The 25,506-nt window shown below is 32.0% G+C and carries 28 protein-coding genes; 13 read left to right on the plus strand and 15 right to left on the minus strand.

The window, feature by feature from the left end; all coding sequences use genetic code 11:
• Positions 1–65 precede the first annotated feature (65 nt).
• The 5 genes from ACYX4H_RS04925 to ACYX4H_RS04945 form a co-directional block, all read right to left on the minus strand.
• Positions 66–434: a cupredoxin domain-containing protein gene (locus ACYX4H_RS04925; protein WP_476238114.1), complete on the minus strand. Its 369-nt coding sequence runs from the start codon at positions 432–434 to the stop codon at positions 66–68.
• Between the two features lie 32 nt (positions 435–466).
• The gene (locus tag ACYX4H_RS04930; RefSeq protein ID WP_476238115.1) at positions 467–1,015 is read right to left on the minus strand and encodes a carboxymuconolactone decarboxylase family protein; all 549 of its coding nucleotides are present in this window, start codon (positions 1,013–1,015) and stop codon (positions 467–469) included.
• Between the two features lie 131 nt (positions 1,016–1,146).
• Positions 1,147–1,305: a hypothetical protein gene (locus tag ACYX4H_RS04935; RefSeq protein ID WP_475295163.1), complete on the minus strand. Its 159-nt coding sequence runs from the start codon at positions 1,303–1,305 to the stop codon at positions 1,147–1,149.
• A gap of 91 nt (positions 1,306–1,396) precedes the next feature.
• Positions 1,397–2,239: a helix-turn-helix domain-containing protein gene (locus ACYX4H_RS04940; RefSeq protein ID WP_476238117.1), complete on the minus strand. Its 843-nt coding sequence runs from the start codon at positions 2,237–2,239 to the stop codon at positions 1,397–1,399.
• Positions 2,240–2,275: 36 nt separating this feature from the next.
• Positions 2,276–4,399, minus strand: a complete 2,124-nt coding sequence (locus tag ACYX4H_RS04945) for a Tex family protein (protein WP_476238119.1) — start codon at positions 4,397–4,399, stop codon at positions 2,276–2,278.
• A gap of 267 nt (positions 4,400–4,666) precedes the next feature.
• On the opposite strand from ACYX4H_RS04945, the gene ACYX4H_RS04950 reads away from it, so the two are divergent.
• A complete protein-coding gene (locus ACYX4H_RS04950) occupies positions 4,667–6,196 on the plus strand; it encodes an alpha-L-fucosidase (RefSeq protein ID WP_476238121.1) in 1,530 nt (509 codons plus the stop codon).
• A gap of 73 nt (positions 6,197–6,269) precedes the next feature.
• Here ACYX4H_RS04950 and ACYX4H_RS04955 read toward each other — a convergent pair whose 3' ends face one another.
• The 4 genes from ACYX4H_RS04955 to metG all read right to left on the minus strand — a co-directional run bounded on the left by ACYX4H_RS04955 (position 6,270) and on the right by metG (position 10,063).
• Positions 6,270–6,446, minus strand: coding sequence for a hypothetical protein (locus ACYX4H_RS04955; RefSeq protein WP_186826852.1), 177 nt, complete (start codon positions 6,444–6,446; stop codon positions 6,270–6,272).
• Between the two features lie 144 nt (positions 6,447–6,590).
• Positions 6,591–7,286: a YiaD family glycine zipper/OmpA-like lipoprotein gene (locus tag ACYX4H_RS04960; RefSeq protein WP_476238122.1), complete on the minus strand. Its 696-nt coding sequence runs from the start codon at positions 7,284–7,286 to the stop codon at positions 6,591–6,593.
• Between the two features lie 13 nt (positions 7,287–7,299).
• Positions 7,300–7,770, minus strand: coding sequence for a lipocalin family protein (locus tag ACYX4H_RS04965; RefSeq protein WP_476238124.1), 471 nt, complete (start codon positions 7,768–7,770; stop codon positions 7,300–7,302).
• 226 nt (positions 7,771–7,996) lie between these two features.
• Positions 7,997–10,063 carry a methionine--tRNA ligase gene (gene metG, locus ACYX4H_RS04970; RefSeq protein ID WP_476238125.1) on the minus strand — a complete coding sequence of 689 codons (2,067 nt, stop codon included), beginning with the start codon at positions 10,061–10,063 and terminating at the stop codon, positions 7,997–7,999.
• 205 nt (positions 10,064–10,268) lie between these two features.
• Between metG and ACYX4H_RS04975 the strand changes: the two genes are divergently transcribed.
• Both ACYX4H_RS04975 and ACYX4H_RS04980 read left to right on the plus strand, forming a co-directional pair.
• The gene (locus ACYX4H_RS04975; protein ID WP_476238126.1) at positions 10,269–11,294 is read left to right on the plus strand and encodes a S66 peptidase family protein; all 1,026 of its coding nucleotides are present in this window, start codon (positions 10,269–10,271) and stop codon (positions 11,292–11,294) included.
• A 45-nt stretch (positions 11,295–11,339) separates the two neighbouring features.
• Positions 11,340–11,594, plus strand: a complete 255-nt coding sequence (locus tag ACYX4H_RS04980; RefSeq protein WP_476238127.1) for a hypothetical protein — start codon at positions 11,340–11,342, stop codon at positions 11,592–11,594.
• 79 nt (positions 11,595–11,673) lie between these two features.
• On the opposite strand, the gene ACYX4H_RS04985 is transcribed toward ACYX4H_RS04980, so the two are convergent.
• On the minus strand, positions 11,674–12,441 hold the full coding sequence (locus ACYX4H_RS04985) for a TerB family tellurite resistance protein (RefSeq protein ID WP_476238128.1): 768 nt from the start codon (positions 12,439–12,441) through the stop codon (positions 11,674–11,676).
• 141 nt (positions 12,442–12,582) lie between these two features.
• Between ACYX4H_RS04985 and ACYX4H_RS04990 the strand changes: the two genes are divergently transcribed.
• The 5 genes from ACYX4H_RS04990 (at position 12,583) to ACYX4H_RS05010 (ending at position 15,960) form a co-directional block, all read left to right on the plus strand.
• Positions 12,583–12,993, plus strand: coding sequence for a BrxA/BrxB family bacilliredoxin (locus ACYX4H_RS04990; protein ID WP_475295147.1), 411 nt, complete (start codon positions 12,583–12,585; stop codon positions 12,991–12,993).
• A 100-nt stretch (positions 12,994–13,093) separates the two neighbouring features.
• A complete protein-coding gene (locus tag ACYX4H_RS04995) occupies positions 13,094–13,504 on the plus strand; it encodes a hypothetical protein (RefSeq protein ID WP_476238131.1) in 411 nt (136 codons plus the stop codon).
• 48 nt (positions 13,505–13,552) lie between these two features.
• A complete protein-coding gene (locus ACYX4H_RS05000) occupies positions 13,553–14,290 on the plus strand; it encodes a lysophospholipid acyltransferase family protein (protein WP_476238132.1) in 738 nt (245 codons plus the stop codon).
• A gap of 11 nt (positions 14,291–14,301) precedes the next feature.
• Positions 14,302–15,294, plus strand: coding sequence for an acyl-ACP desaturase (locus tag ACYX4H_RS05005; protein WP_476238133.1), 993 nt, complete (start codon positions 14,302–14,304; stop codon positions 15,292–15,294).
• 12 nt (positions 15,295–15,306) lie between these two features.
• Positions 15,307–15,960, plus strand: a complete 654-nt coding sequence (locus ACYX4H_RS05010) for an HD domain-containing protein (protein WP_476238134.1) — start codon at positions 15,307–15,309, stop codon at positions 15,958–15,960.
• A gap of 1 nt (position 15,961) precedes the next feature.
• On the opposite strand, the gene ACYX4H_RS05015 is transcribed toward ACYX4H_RS05010, so the two are convergent.
• Positions 15,962–16,837, minus strand: coding sequence for an AraC family transcriptional regulator (locus tag ACYX4H_RS05015; protein ID WP_475295140.1), 876 nt, complete (start codon positions 16,835–16,837; stop codon positions 15,962–15,964).
• A gap of 205 nt (positions 16,838–17,042) precedes the next feature.
• Here ACYX4H_RS05015 and ACYX4H_RS05020 point away from each other — a divergent pair, with 205 nt between their 5' ends.
• From ACYX4H_RS05020 to ACYX4H_RS05030, 3 genes are all read left to right on the plus strand, one after another.
• Entirely contained in the window at positions 17,043–17,627 is a 585-nt protein-coding gene (locus ACYX4H_RS05020; protein ID WP_476238135.1) for a hypothetical protein, read from the plus strand.
• 443 nt (positions 17,628–18,070) lie between these two features.
• Complete coding sequence (locus tag ACYX4H_RS05025; protein WP_476238136.1) at positions 18,071–18,667, plus strand: hypothetical protein; 597 nt, start codon at positions 18,071–18,073, stop codon at positions 18,665–18,667.
• A gap of 398 nt (positions 18,668–19,065) precedes the next feature.
• The gene (locus ACYX4H_RS05030) at positions 19,066–19,665 is read left to right on the plus strand and encodes a hypothetical protein (protein WP_475295137.1); all 600 of its coding nucleotides are present in this window, start codon (positions 19,066–19,068) and stop codon (positions 19,663–19,665) included.
• Positions 19,666–19,738: 73 nt separating this feature from the next.
• On the opposite strand, the gene ACYX4H_RS05035 is transcribed toward ACYX4H_RS05030, so the two are convergent.
• Positions 19,739–20,812, minus strand: a complete 1,074-nt coding sequence (locus ACYX4H_RS05035; protein ID WP_476238137.1) for a PA0069 family radical SAM protein — start codon at positions 20,810–20,812, stop codon at positions 19,739–19,741.
• Positions 20,813–20,955: 143 nt separating this feature from the next.
• Between ACYX4H_RS05035 and ACYX4H_RS05040 the strand changes: the two genes are divergently transcribed.
• Both ACYX4H_RS05040 and ACYX4H_RS05045 read left to right on the plus strand, forming a co-directional pair.
• Entirely contained in the window at positions 20,956–21,540 is a 585-nt protein-coding gene (locus ACYX4H_RS05040) for a Crp/Fnr family transcriptional regulator (RefSeq protein ID WP_476238138.1), read from the plus strand.
• Positions 21,541–21,607: 67 nt separating this feature from the next.
• Positions 21,608–22,408 carry a type 1 glutamine amidotransferase domain-containing protein gene (locus ACYX4H_RS05045; protein WP_476238139.1) on the plus strand — a complete coding sequence of 267 codons (801 nt, stop codon included), beginning with the start codon at positions 21,608–21,610 and terminating at the stop codon, positions 22,406–22,408.
• A 77-nt stretch (positions 22,409–22,485) separates the two neighbouring features.
• Here ACYX4H_RS05045 and ACYX4H_RS05050 read toward each other — a convergent pair whose 3' ends face one another.
• From ACYX4H_RS05050 to ACYX4H_RS05060, 3 genes are all read right to left on the minus strand, one after another.
• A complete protein-coding gene (locus ACYX4H_RS05050) occupies positions 22,486–23,268 on the minus strand; it encodes an enoyl-CoA hydratase/isomerase family protein (RefSeq protein ID WP_476238141.1) in 783 nt (260 codons plus the stop codon).
• A gap of 12 nt (positions 23,269–23,280) precedes the next feature.
• Positions 23,281–24,765, minus strand: coding sequence for a sensor histidine kinase (locus tag ACYX4H_RS05055; RefSeq protein WP_476238142.1), 1,485 nt, complete (start codon positions 24,763–24,765; stop codon positions 23,281–23,283).
• Between the two features lie 188 nt (positions 24,766–24,953).
• Positions 24,954–25,502: a CopD family protein gene (locus ACYX4H_RS05060; RefSeq protein WP_476238144.1), complete on the minus strand. Its 549-nt coding sequence runs from the start codon at positions 25,500–25,502 to the stop codon at positions 24,954–24,956.
• Positions 25,503–25,506 lie beyond the last annotated feature (4 nt).

A 25,506-nucleotide genomic window follows, 5' to 3' on the forward strand; every position in this document is an offset into this window, starting at 1 on the left:
CAAATTAAAAAAACCTCAAAAAACATTTGCTCCTTGAGGTTTTTAATACGTTAACAGTTAACTTATTACTTTACTGTAAGCGTGTATTGTGGTGTTGGGTTTAACGGACAAAAGTACACATATTCACCTTTTGTTAATTTTGTTGGATTAGATTTTTCTACCTTTCCGTTTTTTACAACTTGTGTAACATAAGCTGTTTTAATATGGTTTTCTGCATTACTAGCATCTGCTCCTTTTTTTACTAAAACCAAGCCTACATCTTTGCCTACATTATTGTTTGCAATGGCAAAAACATAAGTACCTTCATTTACTGTTACAGATTTTTGTGTAAACTCACCTTTTGTTTGTTCTAAAGTAATGGTTTTTACCTCTTGTGCGTTTACATTTACTATAAATGCTAAAGCTACTACTAAAATTGATACTACTTTTTTCATCTTTCTGTTATTATTATTTTGGTTTAAATTATTTATACGTTTGCTGTTTCAAGTTCTTGAGCTAAAGGAAAATCTATAGCTACTTCGGTTAAATTGTGTAAAGTATTGGTAACTGTTATCATGGCATAAGCCAATGTTAAGTCTACTAAATTTTCTTTGGTGTAACCTGCATTAAAAAAGGCTTCTTTTGCAGCTTCTGAAGCTTTACCGCCATTTTTAGCTACATCTTTTGCTAAAACAGCTAAAGCATTATATTTTGCATCCCATGAAGCTTTTCCTTGTCTAAGTTCTAAAATTTGCTCGTCTGTAAAACCTTTTAATTTACTTGTTGCAGTATGTGCAGACTGACAATACTTACAATTATTAACTTGACTTACAGCCAAGTCTATAACCTCTTTTTCTTTTGCTGAAAGCGATAATTTTGTATCTGAAAATTGCAAAAAAGCGCCTAATGCAGTTTTTGAGTGCGCCATAGTAGCGTATAAATTTGGTACAAAGCCTAATGCTTTTTGTAAATTATCAAAAATTACTTGGTTGTTTCCTGTTACTTCTTCTCTTGTTGGTACATTAAATGTGCTCATAATTATTAATTTTTAAATTGTTGTGTTTATTGTTTTTAATCTTGGTACAAAGTTGCAACATGCTTGGGTTTTACACCATGTAAACATATCCCGTTGGCATGTCATTTTTTCCCTTTTGTGTTTTTCTAGTTTTAATTTTGGTTTACAAATGGGCGTTCTGCATCACAATAAAAATCGTGTATGTGTTTTTGTTCACAATGTGTTTTAGCACTAATAGTGTTAAACGCTTGTTGCTTTTTTCCTCTGAAAATTTCAATTAAATTGAAAATAGATATGTGTTTTAAATTCATCGTTCTGTTGTTTTACAATTACAATGCAAAGATGAATGAAAAGTAAAGGCGTAACCATAGATGAAACACCCAAGTGTTTGTCAATTTTTCCCTAAGAAGTAGTTTCTAGTTGTTTTTTGAAGTCTGAAGGTGATACGCTAGTGTATTTTTTAAATAAACGGCTTAAATGCGATGCATCTTCAAAGCCTAATTCAAACGCAATTTCTTTAGCTGTTTTGTTGGTGTACATTAATAAACGTTTTGCTTCTAAAATAATACGTTCGTGAATTATTTTTAACGGACTTTTATTTAATTTTGAAAATGAATTTGATAGCGTTTTGGCCGATTTATATAAAGCATCTGCATAAAACTGTACACTATGTTGCTCTCTAAAATGTGTTTCAACCAGTACATTAAAAGCTCTTAACAGTTCGGTTTTAGCATTTAGTTTTTGGGCATCAACATCCGTTTTATCCTTTAATAATCGCGTAGTTTTTATAATGAATCTTGCCATGAGCATTCGTAACATTTCTGCCTGAATATTGTCTTTAGTTTCTAATTCATCAATAAAAATATCGTGTAGAATATTAAACTTTATCTGTTCTTTTTCGTTTAATGTAATTATGGGGTTTGGCTCATTTCCAAAGAACAAAATACCAGCGCAACCCACCTCTTTATCATGGTCTTTTATACAGTAAAATTCGCGGTTAAAAAAATACACTTTTAAATTTTCACCATCTAAAAACTTAAAATATTGCACGTTTGTAAGCGCCAAAATACTGTGTGGTTGCAAAGTAATTGGTATGCTATCTACCTCAATATTAGCCCTAACTGCATTTGTACAAATAAACGCGTAAACATCTAAAGGTTTAGCTGTTTTAAAGGGTTGCAAAAGGGTTTCATTTCCTATTTTTAATAAGGCGTTTGTTGTAAACTCGGTAAATGCATGTATCATGCACAATAAGTCTCAAAACTAAACAAAACATTACATTTATTTATGCAACTTTAATTGAATACGCTTTCGCGGAAAATCTACCTCTAAAACCTTAACAATAACTTGCTGATGCAAGCTAATATGATCGTTTACATCGCTTACAAAGCCATCGGATAGATTTGAAATATGAATTAAACCACTTTCTTTGATTCCAATATCTACAAAAGCACCAAAATTAGTAACGTTGTTTACAATGCCTGGTAATAATTGCCCTTCTTGCACATCGGTAATGGTTTTTATGTTTTGATTGAAGGTGAAAACCTTAGCTTGTTCGCGAATATCTAAACCAGGTTTTTCAAGTTCTTTTACAATATCTTGAAGCGTTGGCAACCCAACTGTTTCTGAAACATATTGATTTAATTTTATACTTTTTAACACTTGTGAATTTCCAATAAGCTCGCTAACGGTTTTGCCTTCGTTTTTAGCAATGGTTTTAACAATGTGATAGCTTTCTGGATGCACCGCCGAATCGTCTAACGGATTTTTAGCCTCTTTTATTCTTAGAAATGCCGAACCTTGCTCGAAAGCCTTTCCACCAAGGCGTGGTACACTTTTTAAATCGGTACGCGATTTAAATGCACCGTTCTCGTCGCGATAAGTCACTATATTTTCGGCAAGTTTTGGTCCAATACCAGACACATAACTTAACAAGCTTTTACTAGCTGTATTTAAGTTTACACCAACAGCATTTACACAATGCTCAACAACAGTATCAAGCTCACTTTTCAGCTTTGTTTGGTCTACATCGTGTTGATATTGCCCAACGCCAATGCTTTTAGCTTCAATTTTAACCAATTCTGCCAATGGGTCTTGTAATCGCCTTCCAATAGAAACGCTTCCGCGTACGGTAACATCATAATTTGGGAACTCGTCGCGCGCAATTTTTGATGCCGAATAAATACTTGCTCCTGCTTCGCTAACCACAAATACTTGCATATCGTTTTTAAATCTAATTTTACGCACTAGAGCTTCGGTTTCGCGTGAGGCTGTTCCGTTTCCAATAGCAATGGCTTCAATTTTATAAGCTTCGGCTAATGTGCTAATTTTTTTAATTGCGCCTGTGCTATCGTTTTTTGGCGGATGCGGATAAATGGTTTCGTTATGTTTTAGCTGTCCCTGGGCATCTAAACATACTATTTTGCAACCTGTACGAAATCCTGGGTCGATTGCTAAAACACGTTTTTCTCCTAATGGCGACCCTAATAATAATTGCTTTAAGTTTTTGGCAAAAACAGTAATTGCAGCTTCATCAGCTTTTTCTTTGGCTTTTTGTAAAGCTTCATTACTTAACGATGGTAATAATAAACGTTTATATGCATCTTTTATGGCTATTTCTATTTGTTCGGCGCAATCGTTATTGGATTTTATAATGCGTTGTTCAATTTTATTTAACGCTCTGTCGTCATCAATTTCAATTTTTACACGAATAAACCCTTCTTTTTCTGCTCTAAGAATGGCTAGTAAACGATGCGACGGAATTCTGCTAAGCGATTCTTCCCAATTAAAATAATCTTTAAATTTTTGGGCTTCTTCTTCTTTTTCTTTTGTTTTTATAACCTTTGTTGAAATAATAGCGAAACGCTCTAATTGATACCGAATATTATTACGAATATCGGTGCGCTCGTTTATCCATTCGGCTATAATGTGGCGTGCGCCTTCAAGAGCGTCTTCAAACGCGTTTACTTCACCTTTTACATAACGAAGTGCAACCGACTCTACATCTCTGGCATTCTGGCTCATTATTATTTTTGCTAAAGGCTCTAAACCTAACTGGCGCGCTTTTTCGGCTTTTGTTTTTCGGCTTTTTTTGTATGGTAGGTATAAATCTTCAAGCGTGGTTAAATCTGATGAAGCGGTTATTTTTTGTTCTAAATCTGATGTTAAAACACCTTGCTCTTCCAAAGCTTTTAAAATGGCTACTTTTCGTTTTTCTAAAGCTTCAAACTGTTCTTTATATTTTACAATATTGCCTATTTGTACCTCATCTAAATTTCCTGTGGCTTCCTTCCGGTAACGAGAAATAAACGGTATGGTACATGCATCATTTAATAAACTAATGGTATTTTGTATGGCTTTTTCTGGTAATTGCGTATGTGTTTGTATGTAATTTAGTAATAACATGTTTTTAATTTTGAAACAGATGCAATTTAGAAAAGAAACTTCTTTTTTTATATAACTAAAGGTATTTCTGTATAGTTTTTTACTTAACATCGTTATTTTTCAATTGATAATCAACACAATAAAACATCAACAACAATCAGTAAAATCTAACCAATATTTAGTAAAATGACCATTCGTTCTACTTTTAAAAACGATTGTTACACTCAATTTGTTATCAATTAATTTAATTTGCGTTGTATTCTAACCAAATGTAAATAAACTTAAGAGATGAAAAATTTTTTGAAAATTTTAGCTGTTGGTCTTGTATTGGTTTCTTGTAAGCAAGAAGAAAAGTTAGCCATGGCAAATGAAAGTGACTCTAGCAACTATGAAGCTAATTGGGAGTCTTTAGCAAAACATACAGCAGACCCTGAATGGTTTCACGATTCTAAACTAGGCATATACTTTCACTGGGGTGTTTATAGCGTTCCTGCTTATGGCTCAGAATGGTATCCGTACAGGTTATACAGAGTTAATGAACACCCAGATTATAAAGAATACCATGAAAAAAATTATGGTAAGTTAGAAGAATTTGGTTACCATGATTTTATACCAATGTTTAAAGCTGAAAATTTTGATGCTGAAAATTGGGCAGATTTATTTAAAGCAGCCGGCGCTAAGTTTGCTGGCCCTGTTGCACAACACCACGATGGTTTTGCAATGTGGGATAGTGAAATTAACCCTTGGAACTCTGCCGATATGGGTCCAAAAAAAGATATTACTGGTGAAATATTAACAGCCGTTAAAAAACGTGGTTTAAAAACCATGACATCTTTCCATCATGCTAGGTTAAGACAACGTCATGACGGTGATTCTACTAAATGGGATACTTACAATAGCCATTTTGCTTACCACCCAGATTACCCAACGTCTTCTGAAGATGAAAAACTTAAAATGTTTTATGGTAACATGCCACAAAAAGAATTTGACCAATATTGGCTAGATCAGGTAAATGAGGTGGTTGATAAATATTCACCAGACATGTTATGGTATGATGTATGGTTAAACCATGTAGCTGAAGATAAAATACAAGAAATGTCTGCTCATTTTTTAAACAACGGTTTAAAAACAGGACAAGAGCCTGTATTAATTGCTAAGCATGACGATTTACCTAAAACTATGAGTGTTTTAGATATTGAACAAGGTGGTAAAAAAGATGTTTCTGAAACCGTTTGGATGACCGATATTACTGTTAGTGATAAAGGTAGCTGGTGCTATACGCATGGGCAAGTATACAAATCTCCAGAGTTGTTATTAAGAAATATGATTGATGTTTGGAGTAAAAACGGTGTTGTATTATTAAACATTTCACCAATGGCCGATGGTACTATTAATAAAGAACAACGCGATTTATTAACAGGTGTTGGCTCATGGTTAGAAACTTATGGTGAAGCTGTTTATGGCACAAGACCATTCCATATTTACGGATTTGGGCACGCAAAAGCCGAAGATGGTGCTCATGGTGGGCAATCGGCTAAAGTAAAATACACCGCTAGTGATATCCGTTTTACTACTTCAAAAGATAAAAAATCACTTTACGTATTTATTTTAGGAAAACCTAAAGCAGGAAGTAAAATTAAGTTAGGTAAACTAAATAATATTGGATATGGACCTGCAACACCTGTAAAACGTGTTGTTGAGTTAAAATCTGGTAAAGAAGTTGAATGGGATAGAACTGAACGTTCTCATAGTATAACGGTACCAAATGACATTGAGTTAAGTGGTTTAGCCAATGTTTTTAAAATGGAATTAGAATAAGCATAAGTTTATTTACAATAAAAAAAGCGCATGATTTAAAAAATCATGCGCTTTTTTATTCCTATTTAAAATTTTAAGCTACTTTTTTAAGCAAATCAAAACAAGGGCATTTGCCACAACGCTTTTTTTCGCTTTTTTTATACTTTTCGCAGCACTTACTTTTTACTTTTTTGGCATTAATAATACCAGCTTCATGCAAACTTTTAAGTGCTTTTTTTTGTTGCTTCTTGTCTAATTTATTTTTACCCAAAACTTATATTGTTAAAATACAAACCATTGCAAAGATATATTATTTTTAATAAATCTAAATAAGATTAATTGTTAAAATTACATTTAAACAAAAAAAGAGGTGTTATGTAACACCTCCCTTTTCATAATAAATCAATTAAATCTATTATCCCTTAACCTGATTTTCTGCTTCTTCAATCATTTTTTCATTTGGTAAAATAGCCACATTAACTCTACGGTTTTTGGCCCTACCTTCGGCTGTACTGTTATCATGTACCGGTTGTGTTTCTCCAAACCAATTGGTTGTTAAACGCCCGTTGTTAATACCATTTCCAGCTAAATAATTTGTTACTGCGTAGGCTCTATTTTTTGAAAGCGTCATGTTATAATCTTCAGCACCTTGGCTATCAGTATGCCCAACTACTAAAATGTTTGTGTCTGGATATTCTTTAAAAACACCAATTAACTTATTTAAAGTAGCTTGAGATGCTGTGTTAATATTATACTTATTAGTATCAAAATATACACCACTTGATTCATCAAAAGTTACAACAATACCATTATCTACACGTTCAACCTCGGCACCTGGAATTTCTTCTTCAATTTTTTGAGCTTGCTTATCCATTTTGTTACCAATAAGTACGCCTGCACCACCGCCAATAACACCACCAATAACAGCACCTAACTCGCCGTTACCGCCTTTACCAACATTATTACCTATTATGGCTCCTAAAATAGCGCCACCGGTAGCACCAATTACAGCGCCTTTTTGTTTATTATTTGCATTTTGAACCGATTTACAGTTTGTTAAACCAAAGGTTAACACTACTGTAAACAGAAGTATTGATATTTTCTTAATCATAATTTTTTAGTTTTTATTGTTTAGTAAAATTCATTGAAATTGTAAACGGCTTACCTTTTACATTAACCGTTTGCTGCCACTGCATCATGGTATCAGACAATGCTGTTAAACTTAACCTAAAACCGGTATTGGTTTCAGATTTATACTTTTCTGAAGTTGGTTTTAAAAGAAAATCATACAAACCAGTTTCTGCATTTACCTCATCAATTGTAAACACAAAGTATCGCTCTCCAGATGCACAACTTAAACCGTTAATTGAATATATACCTGTGTTGTTATTTGGCACAAATTGCCATGTACTACCTTCAAAGCAGGCTTTATCTGCATCATTTAGAAGTGTTACATCATATGTGCCAGCTTCACTGTAATCTATATTATTTAACACCCAGTTTCCTTTAATTACTTTTTTTGAAGTTCTTACTGTTTTTGATGTTCCGCAGGAAAGAATTGTTATTGAAAGACATAGTAAAATTAATTTTTTCATTATGCTGTTTTTGTTTTTGGTTACTGTAATTATATACGAATATTGATATACCTTCAGATTGTAATTTTAAGCAACATTGATTTTAACATTACTTTTAGAAATGCATTTAAACCAATACAAAACAACACGTTATAACAAAAAAACAGCCATTTTAGGCTTGAATATTTAACAAACATTAACAAAAAAAGCACCTTAAAAAGGTGCTTTTAAATAATGATACATATTTTTAGCTTATTTGCAACCCATTATTTACCGAAGCATCATCAGGGTTTACAAAAACCAATTTACCTTCGGGCGTTTCAGTCATTAAAATCATGCCTTGGCTTTCAACACCACGTAAAGCTCTTGGTGCTAAATTTACCAAAACGGTTACTTTTTTACCTATAACCTCTTCAGCAGTAAAACTTTCTGCAATACCTGATACTATAGTACGAGTATCAATACCGGTATCTACTTTTAACTTTAAAAGCTTTTTGGTTTTAGGCATTTTTTCTGCTTCTAAAATTGTACCAACACGTATATCAAGCTTTGTAAAATCTTCAAAAGTAATGGTATCTTTTTGTGGTTCTACTTTTTTATTGGCAGCTTCATTTGCTTTTTTACTAGCTTCTAGTTTATCTAACTGTTCTTGTATGGTTTTATCTTCAATTTTAGAGAATAACAATTCTGCTTTTCCTATTTTATGACCTGCAGGTAATAAGACATCTTTGTTAGGGATATCATTCCATTGTGATTCTGAAGCAAGTTCAGAATGACAAAGTATATTTTTAAGTTTTTCAGCAGTAAATGGTAAAAACGGCTCGCATAAAGTAGCTAAAGCACTTGCAATTTGAAGCGCAACGTACATTACGGTTTGTGTTCTAGCCTCATCTACCTTAATTGTTTTCCAAGGTTCTTCATCAGCTAAATACTTATTTCCTAAGCGTGCTAAATTCATTAACTCTTGGCCCGCTTCTCTAAAACGGTAACGTTCAATAGAACTTGCAATTACATTAGGATACGCTTTAACAGCAGCCAGAGTTTCTTTATCTACAATATTAAACTCACTTGGTGTTGGTGTAACGCCTTCGTAATATTTATTAGTTAATACTACCACACGGTTAATAAAGTTACCAAAAATGGCAACTAACTCATTATTATTTCTTGCTTGAAAATCTTTCCAAGTAAAATCGTTATCCTTTGTTTCTGGTGCATTTGCCGTTAACACATAACGCAAAACATCTTGTTGGCCAGGGAAATCTTTTAAATATTCTGGTAACCAAACCGCCCAATTTTTAGAGGTTGAAAGTTTGTTACCTTCTAAATTTAAAAATTCATTAGCAGGTACATTTTCGGGTAAAATATAACTTCCTTCAGCCTTTAGCATACTTGGAAAAATAATACAGTGAAACACAATATTATCTTTACCAATAAAATGTACTAGTTTGGTATCTTTATCTTTCCAATAGGGTTCCCAATTTTTTCCTTCGCGTTCTGCCCACTCAATAGTTGATGATATGTAACCAATTGGCGCATCAAACCAAACGTAAAGTACTTTGCCTTCGCCACCTTCAACAGGTACCGGAATGCCCCAATCTAAATCGCGTGTTACGGCTCTAGGGCGCAAACCATCATCTATCCAAGATTTTACTTGTCCGTATACATTTGGTTTCCAATCTTTTTTATGACCTTTTAAAATCCATTCTTTTAAAAAATCTTCATGCTTATCTAGCGGTAAAAACCAGTGTTTTGTTTGTTTTAAGGTTGGCGTATTTCCGGTTATTGCAGACTTTGGATTAATTAAATCGGTGGCATTATGGCTTGTTCCACAATTTTCACATTGGTCTCCGTAGCTTTCTTCATTTCCACATTTTGGGCATGTTCCAATTACAAACCTATCGGCTAAAAATTGTTTAGCTTCTTCGTCATATAACTGCTCTGTAGTTTCTTCAATAAATTCGCCTTTATCATATAAGGTTTTAAAAAATTCTGATGCTGTTTTATGATGAATTGGTGCCGATGTTCTGGAATAATTATCATAGGTAATTCCAAAATCTTCAAAAGATTGCTTTATAATAGCATGATATTTATCTACAATATCTTGTGGTGTAACACCTTCATTTTTAGCTTTAATAGTAATAGGAACACCATGTTCATCACTGCCGCCAATAAAGGCTACATCATTACCAGTTAAGCGTAAATAACGCACATAAATATCGGCTGGCACGTAAACACCCGCTAAATGTCCAATATGTATTGGCCCATTGGTGTATGGTAATGCAGTTGTAACTGTATATCTTTTTGGTTTATTCATAATTCCTATTGTAAATCTATCACTAAGGCGCAAAAGTACACATTTTAAGGGCTTTTTACGAAAAAAAGTGCGTAATAAATACATGTTGAAAGCCATTAGAAAATCATGCAAATTTGATAAATTATGGTATTTCAGCAGATTTAATTCAATTAACAATTTTTAAGTTATTTGAGGGAGTTCTTCAAAATTATGTTTCATTAAAAAAATGTACATTTACATTATGTCTAGAAACCTACTATTATACGTGTTTTGTATATTTTTTTTCTTCGGAAGGATTAGTGCAAACACCCAAAACAAACCAATAAAACACCAAGTTAATTTGATACAACCACCTTATTTAAAAGCTGGTGATACGGTTGCCATTGTTGCACCTGCCGGCATTCTAAAAAACAGAACCGCTGAAATTGAAAGCGCTAAAAAACTACTTAAAAGTTGGGGGTTACACGCTAAAGTTGGCAAATATGTTTTTAACCAAGGACGCCATTTTGCTGGAACTGATGATGAACGTTGTGAAGATTTTCAAAACGCATTAAACAACCCAAACATTAAAGCTATTTGGTGCGCCAGAGGCGGTTATGGCTCTGTTAGAATTTTAGACAAATTAGATTGGTTTAACTTTAAAGAAAACCCTAAATGGATAATTGGCTATAGTGATATTACGGCCATTCACAACCAAGTACATACTTTAGGTGTACAATCTATACACGCCATGATGTGTACAAGCTTACAAGATGCACCAGAAACCATTAAAGAAACTATAAAAACTTTTAAAGATGCACTTTTTGGCCAACCGCTAAGCTACACTTTAAAAGGTACAAATTATAACAAAACAGGTAATGTAACGGCGCCAATTGTTGGTGGAAATTTAACTATTTTACATACTATGTTAGGCTCTAAAACTAGTATTAATACAGCCGGAAAAATTCTTTTTATTGAAGAAATTGGCGAATATAAATACCATATAGACCGTATGTTGCAAAGTTTAAAACGTGCTGGGTATTTTAATAATTGTGAAGGTGTTATTATTGGCGATATGACAAAAATTAAACGCAACACAACACCTTGGGGAAGCTCTATTGAACAACTTATTTTAGATGTACTTTCAGAATACAATTTCCCAATTGCCTTTAATATGCCCGCTGGCCATGAAAAGGATAATAGAGCATTAATTTTAGGAAAAACAGCTACATTAACGGTTAAAAAAGAACATTCAACCATTATTTTTAACTAGAAATTAATTTTATCATAGCATTGTGCAGAATTTAAACCCTTATCTATGATGAAAAAATTACAATTATTACTTACAGTTATTATGTTAAGCGCTGTTTTTACAGCAAAAGCAGACACTATTAAAATTGCAAATTTAAACTTAAACAACCCCGATGTTAGAAAATGTTTATTAGAATCTACACAAAGTGAAGGTTGGAAATTAGCATCGGTTTATTTAAATGATGACAACAAATTAGTATATATTTTTGATAAAAACGATTCAACAAAAATTTATACAAGCAAAGAAGTTTTTACTAAATAAAAACCGTTTTTAAACCACATAAAAAAATCCGTGTAAAATGCTTTTACACGGATTTTTTATTTTTTCTAAATATGTGGCGTTAAAACTTCAATTCTTTTTGCAAATGCTCATAAGCATCTTGTACTTGCCTAAACTTTTCTTCAGCACCTGCTTGATGTTCTTTTCCTAAATGAATTACCCTATCTGGATGATATTTTTTTGCCATTTTTCGGTAAGCGCGTTTAATATCATCAACACTTGCATCTTTTTCAATTTCTAAAACTTTATAAGCATTATCACTACTGTTATAAAACATGGCTTTTATACTTTCATAATCTCTAACACTAATACCCAAATAGCCTGCTATTATTTGTATTTGCCGTTCTTCATCTTTAGTAACAACACCATCGGCTTTTGCAATTCCAAATAAAAAATGCATTAATTGCAAACGAGACGGATGATCCATCATTTGCTTTATTTGCAAACACACTTGCCTTGTAGATATGTTTTGCTTGCTTATATTTTTAAACAATTGAAACGCATGGTTTGCGCGTTCTTTTCCATACATTGTAGAAAACTGTTGGCGTACATAATCTAATTCTCTTTGGTCTTGTTTACCATCGGCCTTTATAACTATTGAGGCTAAAACAAGTAAGCTAACTTCAAAATCTCCTGATTGTGTTTGGGGGCGTTCTGCCCTACCACTATAGTTTGGTCTTTTACGTTGTTTTCCTTCACCTAAAAAAGTATCTTTACTACCGTTAGACATGGCATCAACAACGCTACCTAAAGCAATACCTATAATAGCGCCTATGGGGCCACCAAAAGACCACCCAAGTGCACCACCAATCCATTTTGAAACACTCATAATAATTATAAATTTTATTTATTGGTAAATATAATATTAGTTAGTTGATTGCAGGCATATTTTGTTACACAATTGATATCTTTGCAATCCAAAAAGTAATTTTTGGCAACTAATAAATTGTTAATTAAAAAATTTTAAAATATGTATCCAGCAGAATTAGTAAAACCAATGCGCGAAGACTTAACAAATGTTGGTTTTGAAGAATTACAAACGGTTGAAGCAGTTGATGCTGCTATAGCTAAAGAAGGTACAACATTGGTAGTTGTAAACTCTGTATGTGGTTGTGCTGCAGCAAATGCACGCCCAGGTGCTAAAATGAGTTTAGAAAACAGCAAAAAACCAGACCATATTGTTACTGTTTTTGCAGGTGTTGATAAAGACGCTGTAACAAAAGCTAGAGAATATATGGTACCGTTTCCTCCAAGTTCACCAAGTATGGCTTTATTTAAAAATGGTGAACTAGTACACATGCTTGAACGTCATCATATTGAAGGAAGACCTGCTGAACTTATTGCAGACAACCTAAAAGACGCTTATAACGAGTTTTGCTAATAACACTTTAAGCTTATAAATTACAAACCGCGAAAATAATCGCGGTTTTTTATGCTTAAAACGCAACCTTTTTATTAATACATCATCTTCAAAATAAAAAATGATTGCTAATAATACGTTTAAATTTATAAGCTTAATAATTGTTTTATCAATTGTATTTTTTGCTGGGTGTTTAAGTGATGATGATAATCAAGCTTCATCATACAACAGTGAATTAGAAACACTAACGCAATTAAAAAATGATATTGAAACATTAGCTGCAAGCTCTGTTTGTAATGAAACTACAACATGTAAATATATTGCCTTTGGTAGCAAACCTTGTGGTGGCCCATGGAGTTATTTGGTGTACTCTACATCAATAAATGTACAAGATTTTGAAACCAAGGTAGAACAATACAACCAACTTGAAAGCATATTTAATGCTAAATGGGGCGTGGTTTCAGATTGCGCCGTTACCCTACAACCCAATGATGTTATTTGTAAAGACAATGTTTGTACTGCCGTGTATTAAATACCTTAGTTTTATTTTACTTCTTTAAAAAATCATGTACTTTTGGGCATGGTAAAAATTTTATCTTACCCAATAACCGTTATTTACTACTTCTGTTTTTTTTTAACACTAGTAATATTTCACCCTATACAATGGTTTTGCTTTAATGTATTTGGGTACAAAGCACATAAATTAAGTGTAGATGCACTTCAGTTTTTTTTAATTAAATGTACACATATTTTAGGCACACGCTTTACATTTATTAATAAGCACAATATACCAACCAATACCCCAATTATTATTGTTGCCAACCACCAAAGCATGTATGATATATCGCCCATAATGTGGTATATGCGCAAACATCATGTAAAATTTATAAGTAAAAAGGAACTTGGTAAAGGCATACCTAGCGTATCATACAATTTACGTCATGGCGGTTCTGCTTTAATTGATAGAAAAAACCCCAGACAATCTTTACCTGCTATTATGAAATTTGGCGAATATATTGAAACCACTAAACGAGCAGCCGCTATTTTTCCAGAAGGCACTAGAAGCAAAACAGGGCAACCAAAACCCTTTCAAACTAAAGGTTTAGAAATATTATTTAAAAAAATACCATCGGCACTTATTGTGCCTATTTCAATAAATAACTCATGGAAAATGTTTAAATACGGAAAATTTCCTATGGGTTTGGGTACACACATTACATTTAAAGTGCATACTCCTTTAAAATTGGCTAATTACCAAGATAAGCACGCACTTATAAATGAAATTGAAACTACCATAAAACAAGATATTCACCTTTAAAAAAATATAAAATGTCGTTAAAAAATGTACGTTTAGAAGTAATGCAGTTTTTAGAAAAAGATGTTGACGCATTAATTCAGAAATACTTAATTCCCATAGATAAAATTTGGCAACCAACAGATTTTTTACCAAACTCTGAAAGTGATACGTTTTTTGATGAAATAACCGAAATACGAGAACTATCAAAAGAATTACCTTATGATTTTTGGGTAGTTTTAGTTGGTGATATGATTACTGAAGAAGCTTTACCAACCTATGAGTCTTGGTTAATGGATGTTGAAGGTATTGACCAAGTAAATAACCCCGGAGGATGGTCTAGATGGATTAAACATTGGACGGGTGAGGAAAACAGACACGGTGATGTACTAAACAAATACCTTTACCTTTCTGGTAGAGTTAACATGCGCGAAATTGAAGTAACCACACAACATTTAATTTCTGACGGTTTTGATATTGGTACAGATAGAGACCCTTACAAAAACTTTGTATACACTAGTTTCCAAGAACTTGCCACATACATATCTCATAACAGAGTAGCAAAAATTGCCAAAAAATATGGAAATAAACGATTAGCTAGAATGTGCCAAATGGTTTCTGGTGACGAAATGAGACACCACAACGCCTACTCTGAATTTGTGGAGCGTATTTTTAAAGTAGATCCTAGCCAAATGATGATGGCATTTCATTACATGATGAAACAAAAAATTACCATGCCAGCACATTTTTTAAGAGAATCTGGTGATAAAATAAGTACTGCTTTTGAAGAGTTTTCAAACACGGCACAACGTATTGGCGTATACACCTCAACTGATTATGTTGATATTCTTAAAAAATTAATTGACCGTTGGGAAATAGATAAAATAACAAACCTAACGGATGAAGCTGAAAAAGCTAGAGATTACTTAATGAAATTACCAGATAGAATGTACCGCTTAGCAGATAGAATGAAAATTCCTGAAAATTCATTTGAATTTAAATGGGTACAACCTGCCATTGCTAAATAAAGTTAAGCTTATATGTCTTCAGGAACCATAATACAAAAAACAAAAATCTTTGTAGAAAAAACCCTTTCTGGAGCCGAAGGTGGCCATGATTGGTTTCACACACTTAGAGTTTATAACAACGCTCTTTTAATTGCAAAAAACGAAACTGTAAATACATTTGTTGTTGCATTGGGCGCATTGCTACATGATATTGCAGATAGTAAATTTTACAACGGCGATGAAACTGTTGGCTCAAGAATAGCCCGCGAATTTTTATTTAAACTAAATGTAGATTCGGCAGTTATAGAACATGTCGTAAATATTATTGAAAACATATCATTTAAAGGTGGTAATGAAGTACAAAAATTTACATCGGCAGAATTAAACGTAGTACAAGATGCTGATAGGTTAGATGCCATTGGCGCCATTGGTATTGCCCGTACCTTTAATTATGGTGGCTTTAAAAACAGGCAACTTTACAACCCAAACATTCCGCCTAATTTAAACATGACCAAAGCCGAGTATAAAAAATCTACAGCGCCAACTATAAACCATTTTTACGAAAAATTACTGCTTTTAAAAGACCGTATGAATACAAAAACAGGTAAAAAACTTGCCATTGAAAGACATCTGTTTATGGAACTGTACTTAAAACAGTTTTACAATGAATGGAATGGCAAGGTTTAGCTTAACCTATTATTTGTTTAATTTCTTTTCTGTAGTTAGAGGCACTTTTACCAATTATTTCATTAAACTGCTTATTAAAATGCGAAAAGTTATTAAAACCACACTCAAAACAAATATCTGCAATACTCATTTGGCTTTCATTTAAAAGTTTCGTGGCATGCACTATGCGTATTTCATTTACTACTTGTGTAAATGTTTTACCAGTTGTTTTCTTAAAATAACGGCAAAAAGCGGGCACTGTCATACTAACTTTATCTGCAATATCTTCTAAAGCAATATGTTCTTTAAAATTAGCATTTACAAACTTATAAATAGTTTTAATTTTATCTGTGTCTTGTGGTTCAGCTTCAAACACAAAACCATCGGCATTTAAAATGGTATAATCATCGGTAGTTGCTAAATATTGTAAAATTTCTAACAATTTTAAAATTCTATTAAAACCATTATAATTTTCTAAATCTTCAATTTTAGAGCCCACAACATCTTTAGTTGCTCTATTAAATAGAATACCGTTTTTAGCTTTTTCAAAAAGCGTACCTATAGCATTAGCCTCGGGCACCGCGTTAAAAAAATCTTCACCTAAAAAATCTGGTCTAAACTGTATGGTTGTTTCAATACCAGCAGCAGTAAGCCTGTCGGTAAATCCGTTATGCGGTAAATTTGATCCTATTAATATAAGCTGACTATTATTAAAGTATGATAAATGGTTTCCAATATGTGTTTTACCTTGGCCTCTATTCACATAAATTAATTCTAACTCTGGGTGAAAGTGCCAAAACATTTCACCTCTATCTAGCTTGTCGTTATGTTGCTTTACAAGCACCGATTCTCCAAATGATGGTGAAAGCTTTTTAAATGTAGGTTTCTTTGTAATCATAGTAGGATGATTTTTATGCAAAATTAATATATATTATGCATACATTATATATTTTATTACCCCAAATATATGCAAAATTAACTTAACGGTGATTTAACATATCCTTAACGGTTAAAATAGCATATAAATAAGCTAAAATTGATGTTTTCCACCCTTTATAACTGCCATATCTTTGTACCGTTATCAAAAAGTAACACCCCAAAACATGAATACATTTTTAAAACATACAAAAAAAGGACTTATAATGGTAGCCATGGCAGCTACGGTTGTAGGTTATGCTTCAGATGATAATACTATAATTAAAGATGCTGCCAAAACAGCTATTACTTTAAATAATGTAAAGGAAGGAAACTTACTTACAATTAAAGACGCTTACGGTATTACATTATATAAAGAAGTTATTGAACAAACTGGTATTTATAATAAAGGTTTTGATTTAACTGCTTTACCTGAAGGAAACTACTTTTTTGAATTAGAAAAAGATGTTGAAATAAAAACAATTCCTTTTTCAGTACAAAACAACAAAGTAAATTTTAAAAGTGAAGATGAAACCATTTATCACAAGCCAGTAACAGTAGTTAAAAATAATTTAGTTTATATAACTAAGCTTGCATTAAAAGGTGAAACTGTAACAATTAGTTTTTATGATACCGTTACAGATGACTTATTACATACAGAAACAATAAAAGGTACTCAAGCCATTGAAAAAGCATACAAGCTTGAGACTGGTAATTATAAAATAGTCTTTAATTCAAATAATAAAGATTTTACAAAATTCATTAATAATTAGTTTAATGTCTTATTTAGTTTAGTTGGTAAAAGTGGGCTGTGGTGGCCCACTTTTTTTTGCTATATATTTTTTTCTTCCTCTACTTTTATTAGAGCAAGCATTTTAATTATTGCATTAAAATTTTATTGTTTAATAACCTGGCTTTAAATAATAAAAAAAATCAGTATTGATATTTACTTCGCCAACGCCAAAAGTTAAAATCAATATTTTTAAAATAAACTACACACACTAGCCCCAATAAATTTTAAAAAAGAAGGAGTTCACTAAAACAAAAATTTACCACTAAATATATGCTTAATTAACATGCCAATATTCTATATTAACACATGTAGAAAATCAAAATAAAAACAGGGTTAAAATAGCATATAAATTAGTCAAAATCAATGTTTTACCCACTTAAAAACCACCATATATTTGCAGTGTAAACGTTAATAAAACAGATTATGAAAAACGTATTATCACACACAAAAACAGTAATTGTAATGGTAGCAATGTTAGCTGCGGTTATGGCAAATGCAAATGAAATTTCTTTAATTAAATTTGGTAAAGATTTAAGAGGAACTGCATTAACAATTGAAAATGTAAAAGAAGGAAACCTTTTATCTATTAAAGATAATTATGGTATTACTTTATATAAAGAAGTTATTGAACAAAGCGGTTTATACACGAAAGGTTTTGATTTAACTGATTTACCTGACGGAAACTACTTTTTTGAATTAGAAAAAGACATGGAAATTAAAACCATTCCTTTTAACGTAAATGCTGCAAAAGTTACTTTTAATAAAGCTGAAGAAACTACAACTTTCAAACCTTTTGTTAGAGAAAGTAACGGTTTAGTTTATGTAACTAAATTAGCTTTAAACGCTGAACCAATGGAAATTAGCGTATATGGCTTAGGTGAAAATGATGCTGAACTTTTATTAGATGAAACTATTGAAAACACAAAAAACATTGAACGTGTTTATAAATTAGAGTCTGGTAAATACAAAATGGTTTTCAACTTTAACGGTAAAGAATACACCAAATATATCAATAATTAATATAAAGTTTATTAGTTCTTATTTTGTTTAGTTTTGTTAAAGCGAGCCATTGGGCTCGCTTTCTTTGTTTTGTATAACTATCATTATTGTTATAAAAGTTTACTTAGTGCAATACTGGTTAACTTTTCACTTTATAAATTGAATACTATTAAGCAGTAATAAAATGTTTGTAATTCTACAAAAAACAAAGCTAATAGCGCTTTTATTTTAAATTGTACCAAAGTATAATTCACAACATAAATATATGCGTTTTTAACACCAAGATGTGGCATATTGACTTAACATAAACTTAGCATACATTTAACAGATAATATAGCATATAAATTAGTCAAAATCAATGTTTTACACACTTAAAAGCCGCCCTATATTTGCAGTGTAAACGTTAAATTATCCAAATCATGAAAAACGTATTATCACACACAAAAACAGTAATTATAATGGTAGCAATGATGGCTACGGTTATAGGTTATGCAAATGAGATTTCTCTAATTAAATTTGGTAAAGATTTAAGAGGAACTGCATTAACAATTAACAATGTAAAGGAAGGTAACCTATTATCTATTAAAGATATATATGGCGTGACATTATATAAAGAAGTAATTGAGCAGACAGGTATGTACTCAAAAGGTTTTGATTTAACCGATTTACCTGACGGAAACTACTTTTTTGAATTAGAAAAAGACATGGAAATTAAAACCATTCCTTTTAACGTAAAAGACACTGTTGTTTCTTTTGACAAAAATGCCGAAACTACTAGTTTCAAACCTTTTGTAAGACAAAAAGATAATTTAGTATTAGTTACTAAACTAGCTTTAAAAGGTGAACCATTAAAAGTTAGTATTTACGGTGTTTACAACACAGTTACAGATCTTTTATTTAAAGAAACTATTGAAGATGAAAAAACTATTGAACGTGTTTACCAATTAGAATCTGGCAAATACAAAATTGTTTTCAACTTTGATGGCAAAGAATACACAAAGTACATTAACAAGTTATAATAAGTAATTAAAATTCTTATTTAGTTTAGTTTAGTTTTGCAAAACGGGTCTTTTTTTAAGACCCGTTTTTTTATTAAAACAGCTTTAATTGTGCACTTTTATTAGCTTCATGCAAATTAACATTCAATTTAGGCATACCTTTATTTTTAAAGTATTTTAACCTAGCTAGTTTAACTAAATTATTAATTTGTTCGGCTATTTTACCTTCTCCATGCATACGCGTTTCGTACCTACTATCATTTAAACTTCCGCCATGGCAACTTTCAATTTGATGCAACACTTTATCTGCTCTATCGGGCATTGTTTTCTTAATCCAATCTGTAAAAATAGCCCCAATAGCCCCGTTCAACCTAACAATTGTATGCCCAATTGAAAGCGCGCCATTATCTGCAGCAGCTTTTGCCAGTGGTAATATTTCATGACTGTTAATTGACGGAATAATGGGTGCAATCATTACATTAACAGGTACACCATTATCACTTAAAATTTTAACGGTTTCTAATCGTTTTTTTATAGTGGCTGTTCGTGGTTCTAAAACACGCCTTATATCTTCAGATAATGAGGTTATTGACATGTTTACACTAATTAAATTATCTTTTGCAAGTGCTTTCACAACATCTAAATCTCTTAAAATTAGTGTGTTTTTTGTAATAATTCCAACAGGGTGTTTATATTTTAAAAACACCTGTAAGCATTGGCGTGTTATTTCAAATTGCTTTTCGGCAGGTTGATAACAATCTGTATTTCCAGACATTACAATGGTTTTAGCTTGCCAACTTTTCTTTTTTAAAAGAGCCTCTAAAAGCTTAGGCGCATCTTTTTTAACTAAAATGCGCCTTTCAAAATCTAAACCAGCACTGTAACCCCAATATTCATGAGAATTTCTAGCATAGCAATAAATACAACCATGTTCACAACCTTGGTACGCATTCATTGAATAAGCCATACCAACATCTGTACTTTCAACCTTGTTTACAATGGTTTTAGGGAAAACCTCTAAATATTTGGTTTTATTTTTATCGGCTATTTCACCTTCTTTTTGGCAATATTCTAAGAAATCATTACGGGTTTCATGACTAAATTCAAAAAAATGATTAGAGACGTTAAGCTGTGCGCCACGTCCTTTTATAACAGACTTGGGGTTCATTTAAATAATTTATAAAATTGTTGGGAATACCTATATTTTATAAAATTACATATTATTTGTACTTATAAATGTTAAAGAAAAATTGGTTTATTAACAACTATGTATTTTGGCTAGCTTTAACTAACTTACACTAAAAATTAAACATGTGTAATACCAAAAAAATAGTACAAAACATATTTAAAAACGTTACACTAACAAATAATGAATTACAAATAATTTCAAAAACTTTTGAAAAAGTTTATTTAAAAAAAGATGAAACTCTTTTAAAAATAAACACAACGGTAAAAAATCAATATTATGTTTACAGTGGTTGTTTAAGAACTTTTTATATTGATAAAACTGGCAAAGAACACACACTACAATTTGCTATTGAAGATTGGTGGATAAGTGATTATACCGCTTTTTTTACTTCAGAAAAAGCCATAATGAACATAGAATGCATACAAGAGGCCACTTTATTTAAATTATCAAGAGCCCAAATGGAGCATTTATTACACACCATTCCTGCCTTAGAAACATTTTTTAGAAAAAAAATGGAGCGTGCTTTTTCAAGTTTTCAAAAACGTATTTTATCAAACTTAGCATTATCTGCTCAAGAACGCTACGTTGCATTTGTAAACACATACCCAAATATTGAGCAAAATGTAAAAAACTATCACATAGCTTCATATTTAGGTATAACTACCGAAAGCTTAAGCAGAATTAGAAAAGCGTTAGCCAACAATTAATTTATTACCATACATCAATTTTTTTGTGTTCACGGCTTCTTAATTTTGTTTAAAATTTAATACAGAAATGAAAAAAGCTCTTTTAATTTTTACAACGGTTGGTGTATTGTTTGCTTGTAATAACAAGTCTGAAAAAAATACAACTACCAAAGAAAAAGAACATAATAACACAGAAAAACACACAAAAATGAAACAAGTATTATTTGTATTAACTAGTCATGATGAACTAGGAGACACAGGACATAAAACAGGTTTTTGGATTGAAGAATTTGCAGCACCATACTATTTACTTAAAGATAACGGTGTACAAATAACTATTGCATCACCAAAAGGTGGGCAACCACCAATAGACCCAAAAAGTAATGAAAAAGATTTTCAAACACCAGCAACTGTTAGGTTTAATAATGATAAAGAAACGCAAGCTATTTTAGCTGAAACGGTGAAATTAGAAACAGTAAACCAAACCAATTTTGATGCTGTTTTTTACCCTGGAGGTCACGGTCCATTATGGGATTTAGCCGAAAACAAAAATAGCATTGCCCTTATTGAAGCTTTTTACAATAACAATAAGCCAGTAGCCGCTGTTTGTCATGCCCCTGCGGTATTTAAAAACACCAAAAACACTAATGGAGAGCCTTTAGTTAAAGATAAAAAAGTAACTGGTTTTACAAACACCGAAGAAGAAGCTGTACAATTAACCAATGTTGTACCATTTTTGGTTGAAGATATGCTTAAAAATAATGGTGGTGTATACTCAAAGAAAGATGATTGGAACGCTTATGCCGTTGAAGATGGCTTAATAATTACGGGACAAAACCCTGCATCATCTGAACTGGTTGCAGAACTACTTTTAGAAAGATTAAAATAAAAAAAAGACTATTAAAAAGAAAATCAAAGGCTTTAGTTAAACTAAAGCCTTTGATTTTTTTGGAATGTTTTACACAATTATTTACCTGGAAAGTTAGCTTTACGCTTTTCTAAAAAGGCTGTTGTACCCTCAGTAAAATCTTCAGTGCCAAAACATGCACCAAAAGCTTTAATTTCAATATCAAAACCATTTACACCATCTTTATAACTTGCATTAACAGCACTAATTGCTTCAGCAATAGCCACTGAAGAATTATTGGTTATTTTACCTGCTATTTTTTCGCACAGAGGTAATAAATCTTCTTGGGTAGTTACATGGTTTACTAAACCGTAATTTTGTGCTGTATTAGCATCAATCATACCTGCTGTCATAATCATTTCCATGGCGCGCCCTCTGCCAACCAATTGTGTTAAGCGCTGTGTGCCGCCATAACCAGGAATAACACCAAGAGACACTTCGGGTAAGCCCATTTTTGCATTATCGCTAGCTACTCTAAAATGGCAAGCCATAGCTAACTCTAAACCGCCACCAAGTGCAAAACCATTAACAGCAGCAATAACTGGTGTAGTTAAATTTTCAACAAAATCAAATAATATTTTTTGACCTTTTGCAGCTAACGCTTCACCTTGTTCTACACTAAAATCAGCGAACTCACTAATATCTGCACCAGCAACAAAAGCTTTTTCGCCACTACCTGTAACTATTATAACCTTAGTTTGAACGTCTAAATTTGCTGCTTTAAAAGCTTCATGCAGCTCTTGTATAGTTTCTTGGTTTAAGGCGTTTAATTTTTTAGGTCTGTTAATAGTAATAGTTGTAATGTTATTACTAGTTTCAGTTAGTACATTATTAAAATTCATGTTTTAATATTTTTAGGTTTCAGGAAATGTTACTTTAAACGTGGTTCCTTTATTTTTTTTAGTTGTAAATGTTATAGAGCCATTATAGTTTTCTACTATATTTTTAACCATAGCCAAACCAAGCCCCATGCCGCTTGTTTTGGTAGTAAATTTGGGTTCAAATACTTTATCTATATTTTCTTCGGCAATACCAGTGCCATTGTCTTCAATTGTTAAAACAATATTATTTTGGTTTGTAGAAACATTTATTGCAATTTTTGGTGTTCTGCCTTCAGGTATTGCCTGTATGCCATTTTTAACCAAATTTGTAACTACACGTATAAGCTGTGTTCTATCAAATTTAGCAATAATTTCTTCGGAATTTGATGAAAAAGCAATGTAATCTTCATTAAAAATATCTAGTGCTAATTTTATAATTTTAACTACGTTAAGTGTTTCATTTTGTTGCGCAGGCATTTTAGCAAAGTTTGAAAATGCCGATGCTATTGAACTCATGGTATCTATTTGTTGAATGAGCGTTTTACTAAATTCATCAACTTTTAAATGAATGGTTTCATCTTCAGGATCAAACTTGCGTTGAAAATTTTGCACCGTTAAACGCATGGGTGTTAACGGGTTTTTAATTTCATGTGCTACTTGTTTTGCCATTTCTCTCCAAGCTTGTTCTCGCTCACTTTTAGCTAGTTGTACGGCACTTTCTTCAAGCTCATCAATCATGCTATTATACGAGTTTACTAGTATTGAAATTTCATCACTTGTATCATCTATTTCAATTTTTTTATTGCGCTTTTCTAAACGGGTTGATATAATTTTATCACTAATGGCTTTTAATGATTTTGTTATAAATTTTGAAAGTAAAAATGCAATGGCAATAGCTGTTAAAAATATAACTATAAAGGCAAATGCTAAACGTTTTAAAAACTCTTCTAATTCTTTATTTAAAAAATCGTCGTTTTCTAAATATGGTAGGTTTAAAATAGCAATGGGTTTAGACTGGTTATCTGTTAAAAAGGTGTAAGATGATTGAAATGTTTCACCGTTTTCTACATGTTTATTAACATAGCGGTGTTCTGCTATTTGAGACTCGTTGTTTATTTGTACGGTGTTAAAAATGGCGTTTAGTATTTCGGCATCAATACAGGTTGTTTGAGCGTCTTGCAGTAAACCTGCTTTTGATGACATTAGCAAATTCCCTTCTAAATCGTATAAATTTATTTGTAGTTTATGAATATCTGAAACGTTATAAATTTCATATTTGTAGATATAGGGTATGTTTTCGGTTTTAATTTCCCATGTGTTTTGGCGGCCGTTTAAAACGCGCTTTAAATGGGTTTGTATGTTTTTTTCTTTACGCTCTAAACGCCCTTTATGATAGTCTTCACTTTGCTCTTTGTACTGGTAAATTGCTACCGCCGATATTAATACTGATGCCAATAGCACTAGCAATATCATGGCTAAAAATATACGGGTGCGTAATGATAGTTTTTTGAAATTCATTTTAGTTTTGATGTTGCATAAATATAGCAATTATCACACCAAACAGGCTAAGCCTAATTTAAAAAAACAAAACGGCTTTTGGTTTGTGTTAGGGATTGAGCTATTTGTTTGAAATCCTTTTTGCTTTTTAAAAAAAGTAAAAAGATTGAGTAGCGAAAGCCCGACCCGATAGGGGAACACCCAAATTATTAGGCTTCTGGGTTTTTCTCGCGTATGCGTTTGTAAATTTTAAAGCCTAACATAATTAAAATGCCTAAAATTAGCATACCTACAATGCCCCAAATCCAGTTTATACTGCTTTTTAAAATGACTAGAAAAATTACGGCAAAGAGTATAAATGTGGCGCCTTCATTCCAAATACGCATGTAACTTGAAGTTTTTTTTACTACATCATTTTGCAATTGCTTGTAGTAAACATGTGTAAACCAATGATATACAAACAAAAGCAATACAAAAGTTAGTTTTACGTGCATCCAGGGTTGTTGTAACCACGCCGGATTTATTATGAGCAACCATACGGCAAAAATGGTACACAATATTGCTGATGGCCACGTTATTATGTACCACAGCCTTTTGGCCATTAGTTTTAATTGTTTGCCTAGTATTTCTTTTTCGGGCGATGGTTTGTGAAATGCTTCTATTTGGTAAACAAACAGCCTTGGTATGTAAAACAAGCCAGCAAACCATGTGATTACAAATATTAGGTGAAAGGATTTTATGTAGTTATAATAATCCATTTAC

The sequence above is a fragment of the Seonamhaeicola sp. ABD4_340 genome (assembly GCF_056312135.1).

Excerpts from the sequence above, each read along its gene's own strand:
- ACYX4H_RS05040 (WP_476238138.1), top strand. The coding sequence starts at position 20,956 with ATGTGTAATACCAAAAAAATAGTACAAAACATATTTAAAAACGTTACA.
- ACYX4H_RS04940 (WP_476238117.1), bottom strand. The coding sequence starts at position 2,239 with ATGATACATGCATTTACCGAGTTTACAACAAACGCCTTATTAAAAATA.
- ACYX4H_RS05000 (WP_476238132.1), top strand. The coding sequence starts at position 13,553 with ATGGTAAAAATTTTATCTTACCCAATAACCGTTATTTACTACTTCTGT.
- ACYX4H_RS05055 (WP_476238142.1), bottom strand. The coding sequence starts at position 24,765 with ATGAATTTCAAAAAACTATCATTACGCACCCGTATATTTTTAGCCATG.
- ACYX4H_RS04990 (WP_475295147.1), top strand. The coding sequence starts at position 12,583 with ATGTATCCAGCAGAATTAGTAAAACCAATGCGCGAAGACTTAACAAAT.
- ACYX4H_RS04985 (WP_476238128.1), bottom strand. The coding sequence starts at position 12,441 with ATGAGTGTTTCAAAATGGATTGGTGGTGCACTTGGGTGGTCTTTTGGT.
- ACYX4H_RS04925 (WP_476238114.1), bottom strand. The coding sequence starts at position 434 with ATGAAAAAAGTAGTATCAATTTTAGTAGTAGCTTTAGCATTTATAGTA.
- ACYX4H_RS05030 (WP_475295137.1), top strand. The coding sequence starts at position 19,066 with ATGAAAAACGTATTATCACACACAAAAACAGTAATTATAATGGTAGCA.
- ACYX4H_RS05045 (WP_476238139.1), top strand. The coding sequence starts at position 21,608 with ATGAAAAAAGCTCTTTTAATTTTTACAACGGTTGGTGTATTGTTTGCT.
- ACYX4H_RS04980 (WP_476238127.1), top strand. The coding sequence starts at position 11,340 with ATGATGAAAAAATTACAATTATTACTTACAGTTATTATGTTAAGCGCT.
- ACYX4H_RS05050 (WP_476238141.1), bottom strand. The coding sequence starts at position 23,268 with ATGAATTTTAATAATGTACTAACTGAAACTAGTAATAACATTACAACT.
- ACYX4H_RS05020 (WP_476238135.1), top strand. The coding sequence starts at position 17,043 with ATGAATACATTTTTAAAACATACAAAAAAAGGACTTATAATGGTAGCC.
- ACYX4H_RS04950 (WP_476238121.1), top strand. The coding sequence starts at position 4,667 with ATGAAAAATTTTTTGAAAATTTTAGCTGTTGGTCTTGTATTGGTTTCT.
- ACYX4H_RS05035 (WP_476238137.1), bottom strand. The coding sequence starts at position 20,812 with ATGAACCCCAAGTCTGTTATAAAAGGACGTGGCGCACAGCTTAACGTC.
- ACYX4H_RS04975 (WP_476238126.1), top strand. The coding sequence starts at position 10,269 with ATGTACATTTACATTATGTCTAGAAACCTACTATTATACGTGTTTTGT.
- ACYX4H_RS05010 (WP_476238134.1), top strand. The coding sequence starts at position 15,307 with ATGTCTTCAGGAACCATAATACAAAAAACAAAAATCTTTGTAGAAAAA.
- ACYX4H_RS04960 (WP_476238122.1), bottom strand. The coding sequence starts at position 7,286 with ATGATTAAGAAAATATCAATACTTCTGTTTACAGTAGTGTTAACCTTT.
- ACYX4H_RS05015 (WP_475295140.1), bottom strand. The coding sequence starts at position 16,837 with ATGATTACAAAGAAACCTACATTTAAAAAGCTTTCACCATCATTTGGA.
- metG (WP_476238125.1), bottom strand. The coding sequence starts at position 10,063 with ATGAATAAACCAAAAAGATATACAGTTACAACTGCATTACCATACACC.
- ACYX4H_RS04935 (WP_475295163.1), bottom strand. The coding sequence starts at position 1,305 with ATGAATTTAAAACACATATCTATTTTCAATTTAATTGAAATTTTCAGA.
- ACYX4H_RS05005 (WP_476238133.1), top strand. The coding sequence starts at position 14,302 with ATGTCGTTAAAAAATGTACGTTTAGAAGTAATGCAGTTTTTAGAAAAA.
- ACYX4H_RS05060 (WP_476238144.1), bottom strand. The coding sequence starts at position 25,502 with ATGGATTATTATAACTACATAAAATCCTTTCACCTAATATTTGTAATC.
- ACYX4H_RS05025 (WP_476238136.1), top strand. The coding sequence starts at position 18,071 with ATGAAAAACGTATTATCACACACAAAAACAGTAATTGTAATGGTAGCA.
- ACYX4H_RS04965 (WP_476238124.1), bottom strand. The coding sequence starts at position 7,770 with ATGAAAAAATTAATTTTACTATGTCTTTCAATAACAATTCTTTCCTGC.
- ACYX4H_RS04945 (WP_476238119.1), bottom strand. The coding sequence starts at position 4,399 with ATGTTATTACTAAATTACATACAAACACATACGCAATTACCAGAAAAA.
- ACYX4H_RS04930 (WP_476238115.1), bottom strand. The coding sequence starts at position 1,015 with ATGAGCACATTTAATGTACCAACAAGAGAAGAAGTAACAGGAAACAAC.
- ACYX4H_RS04995 (WP_476238131.1), top strand. The coding sequence starts at position 13,094 with ATGATTGCTAATAATACGTTTAAATTTATAAGCTTAATAATTGTTTTA.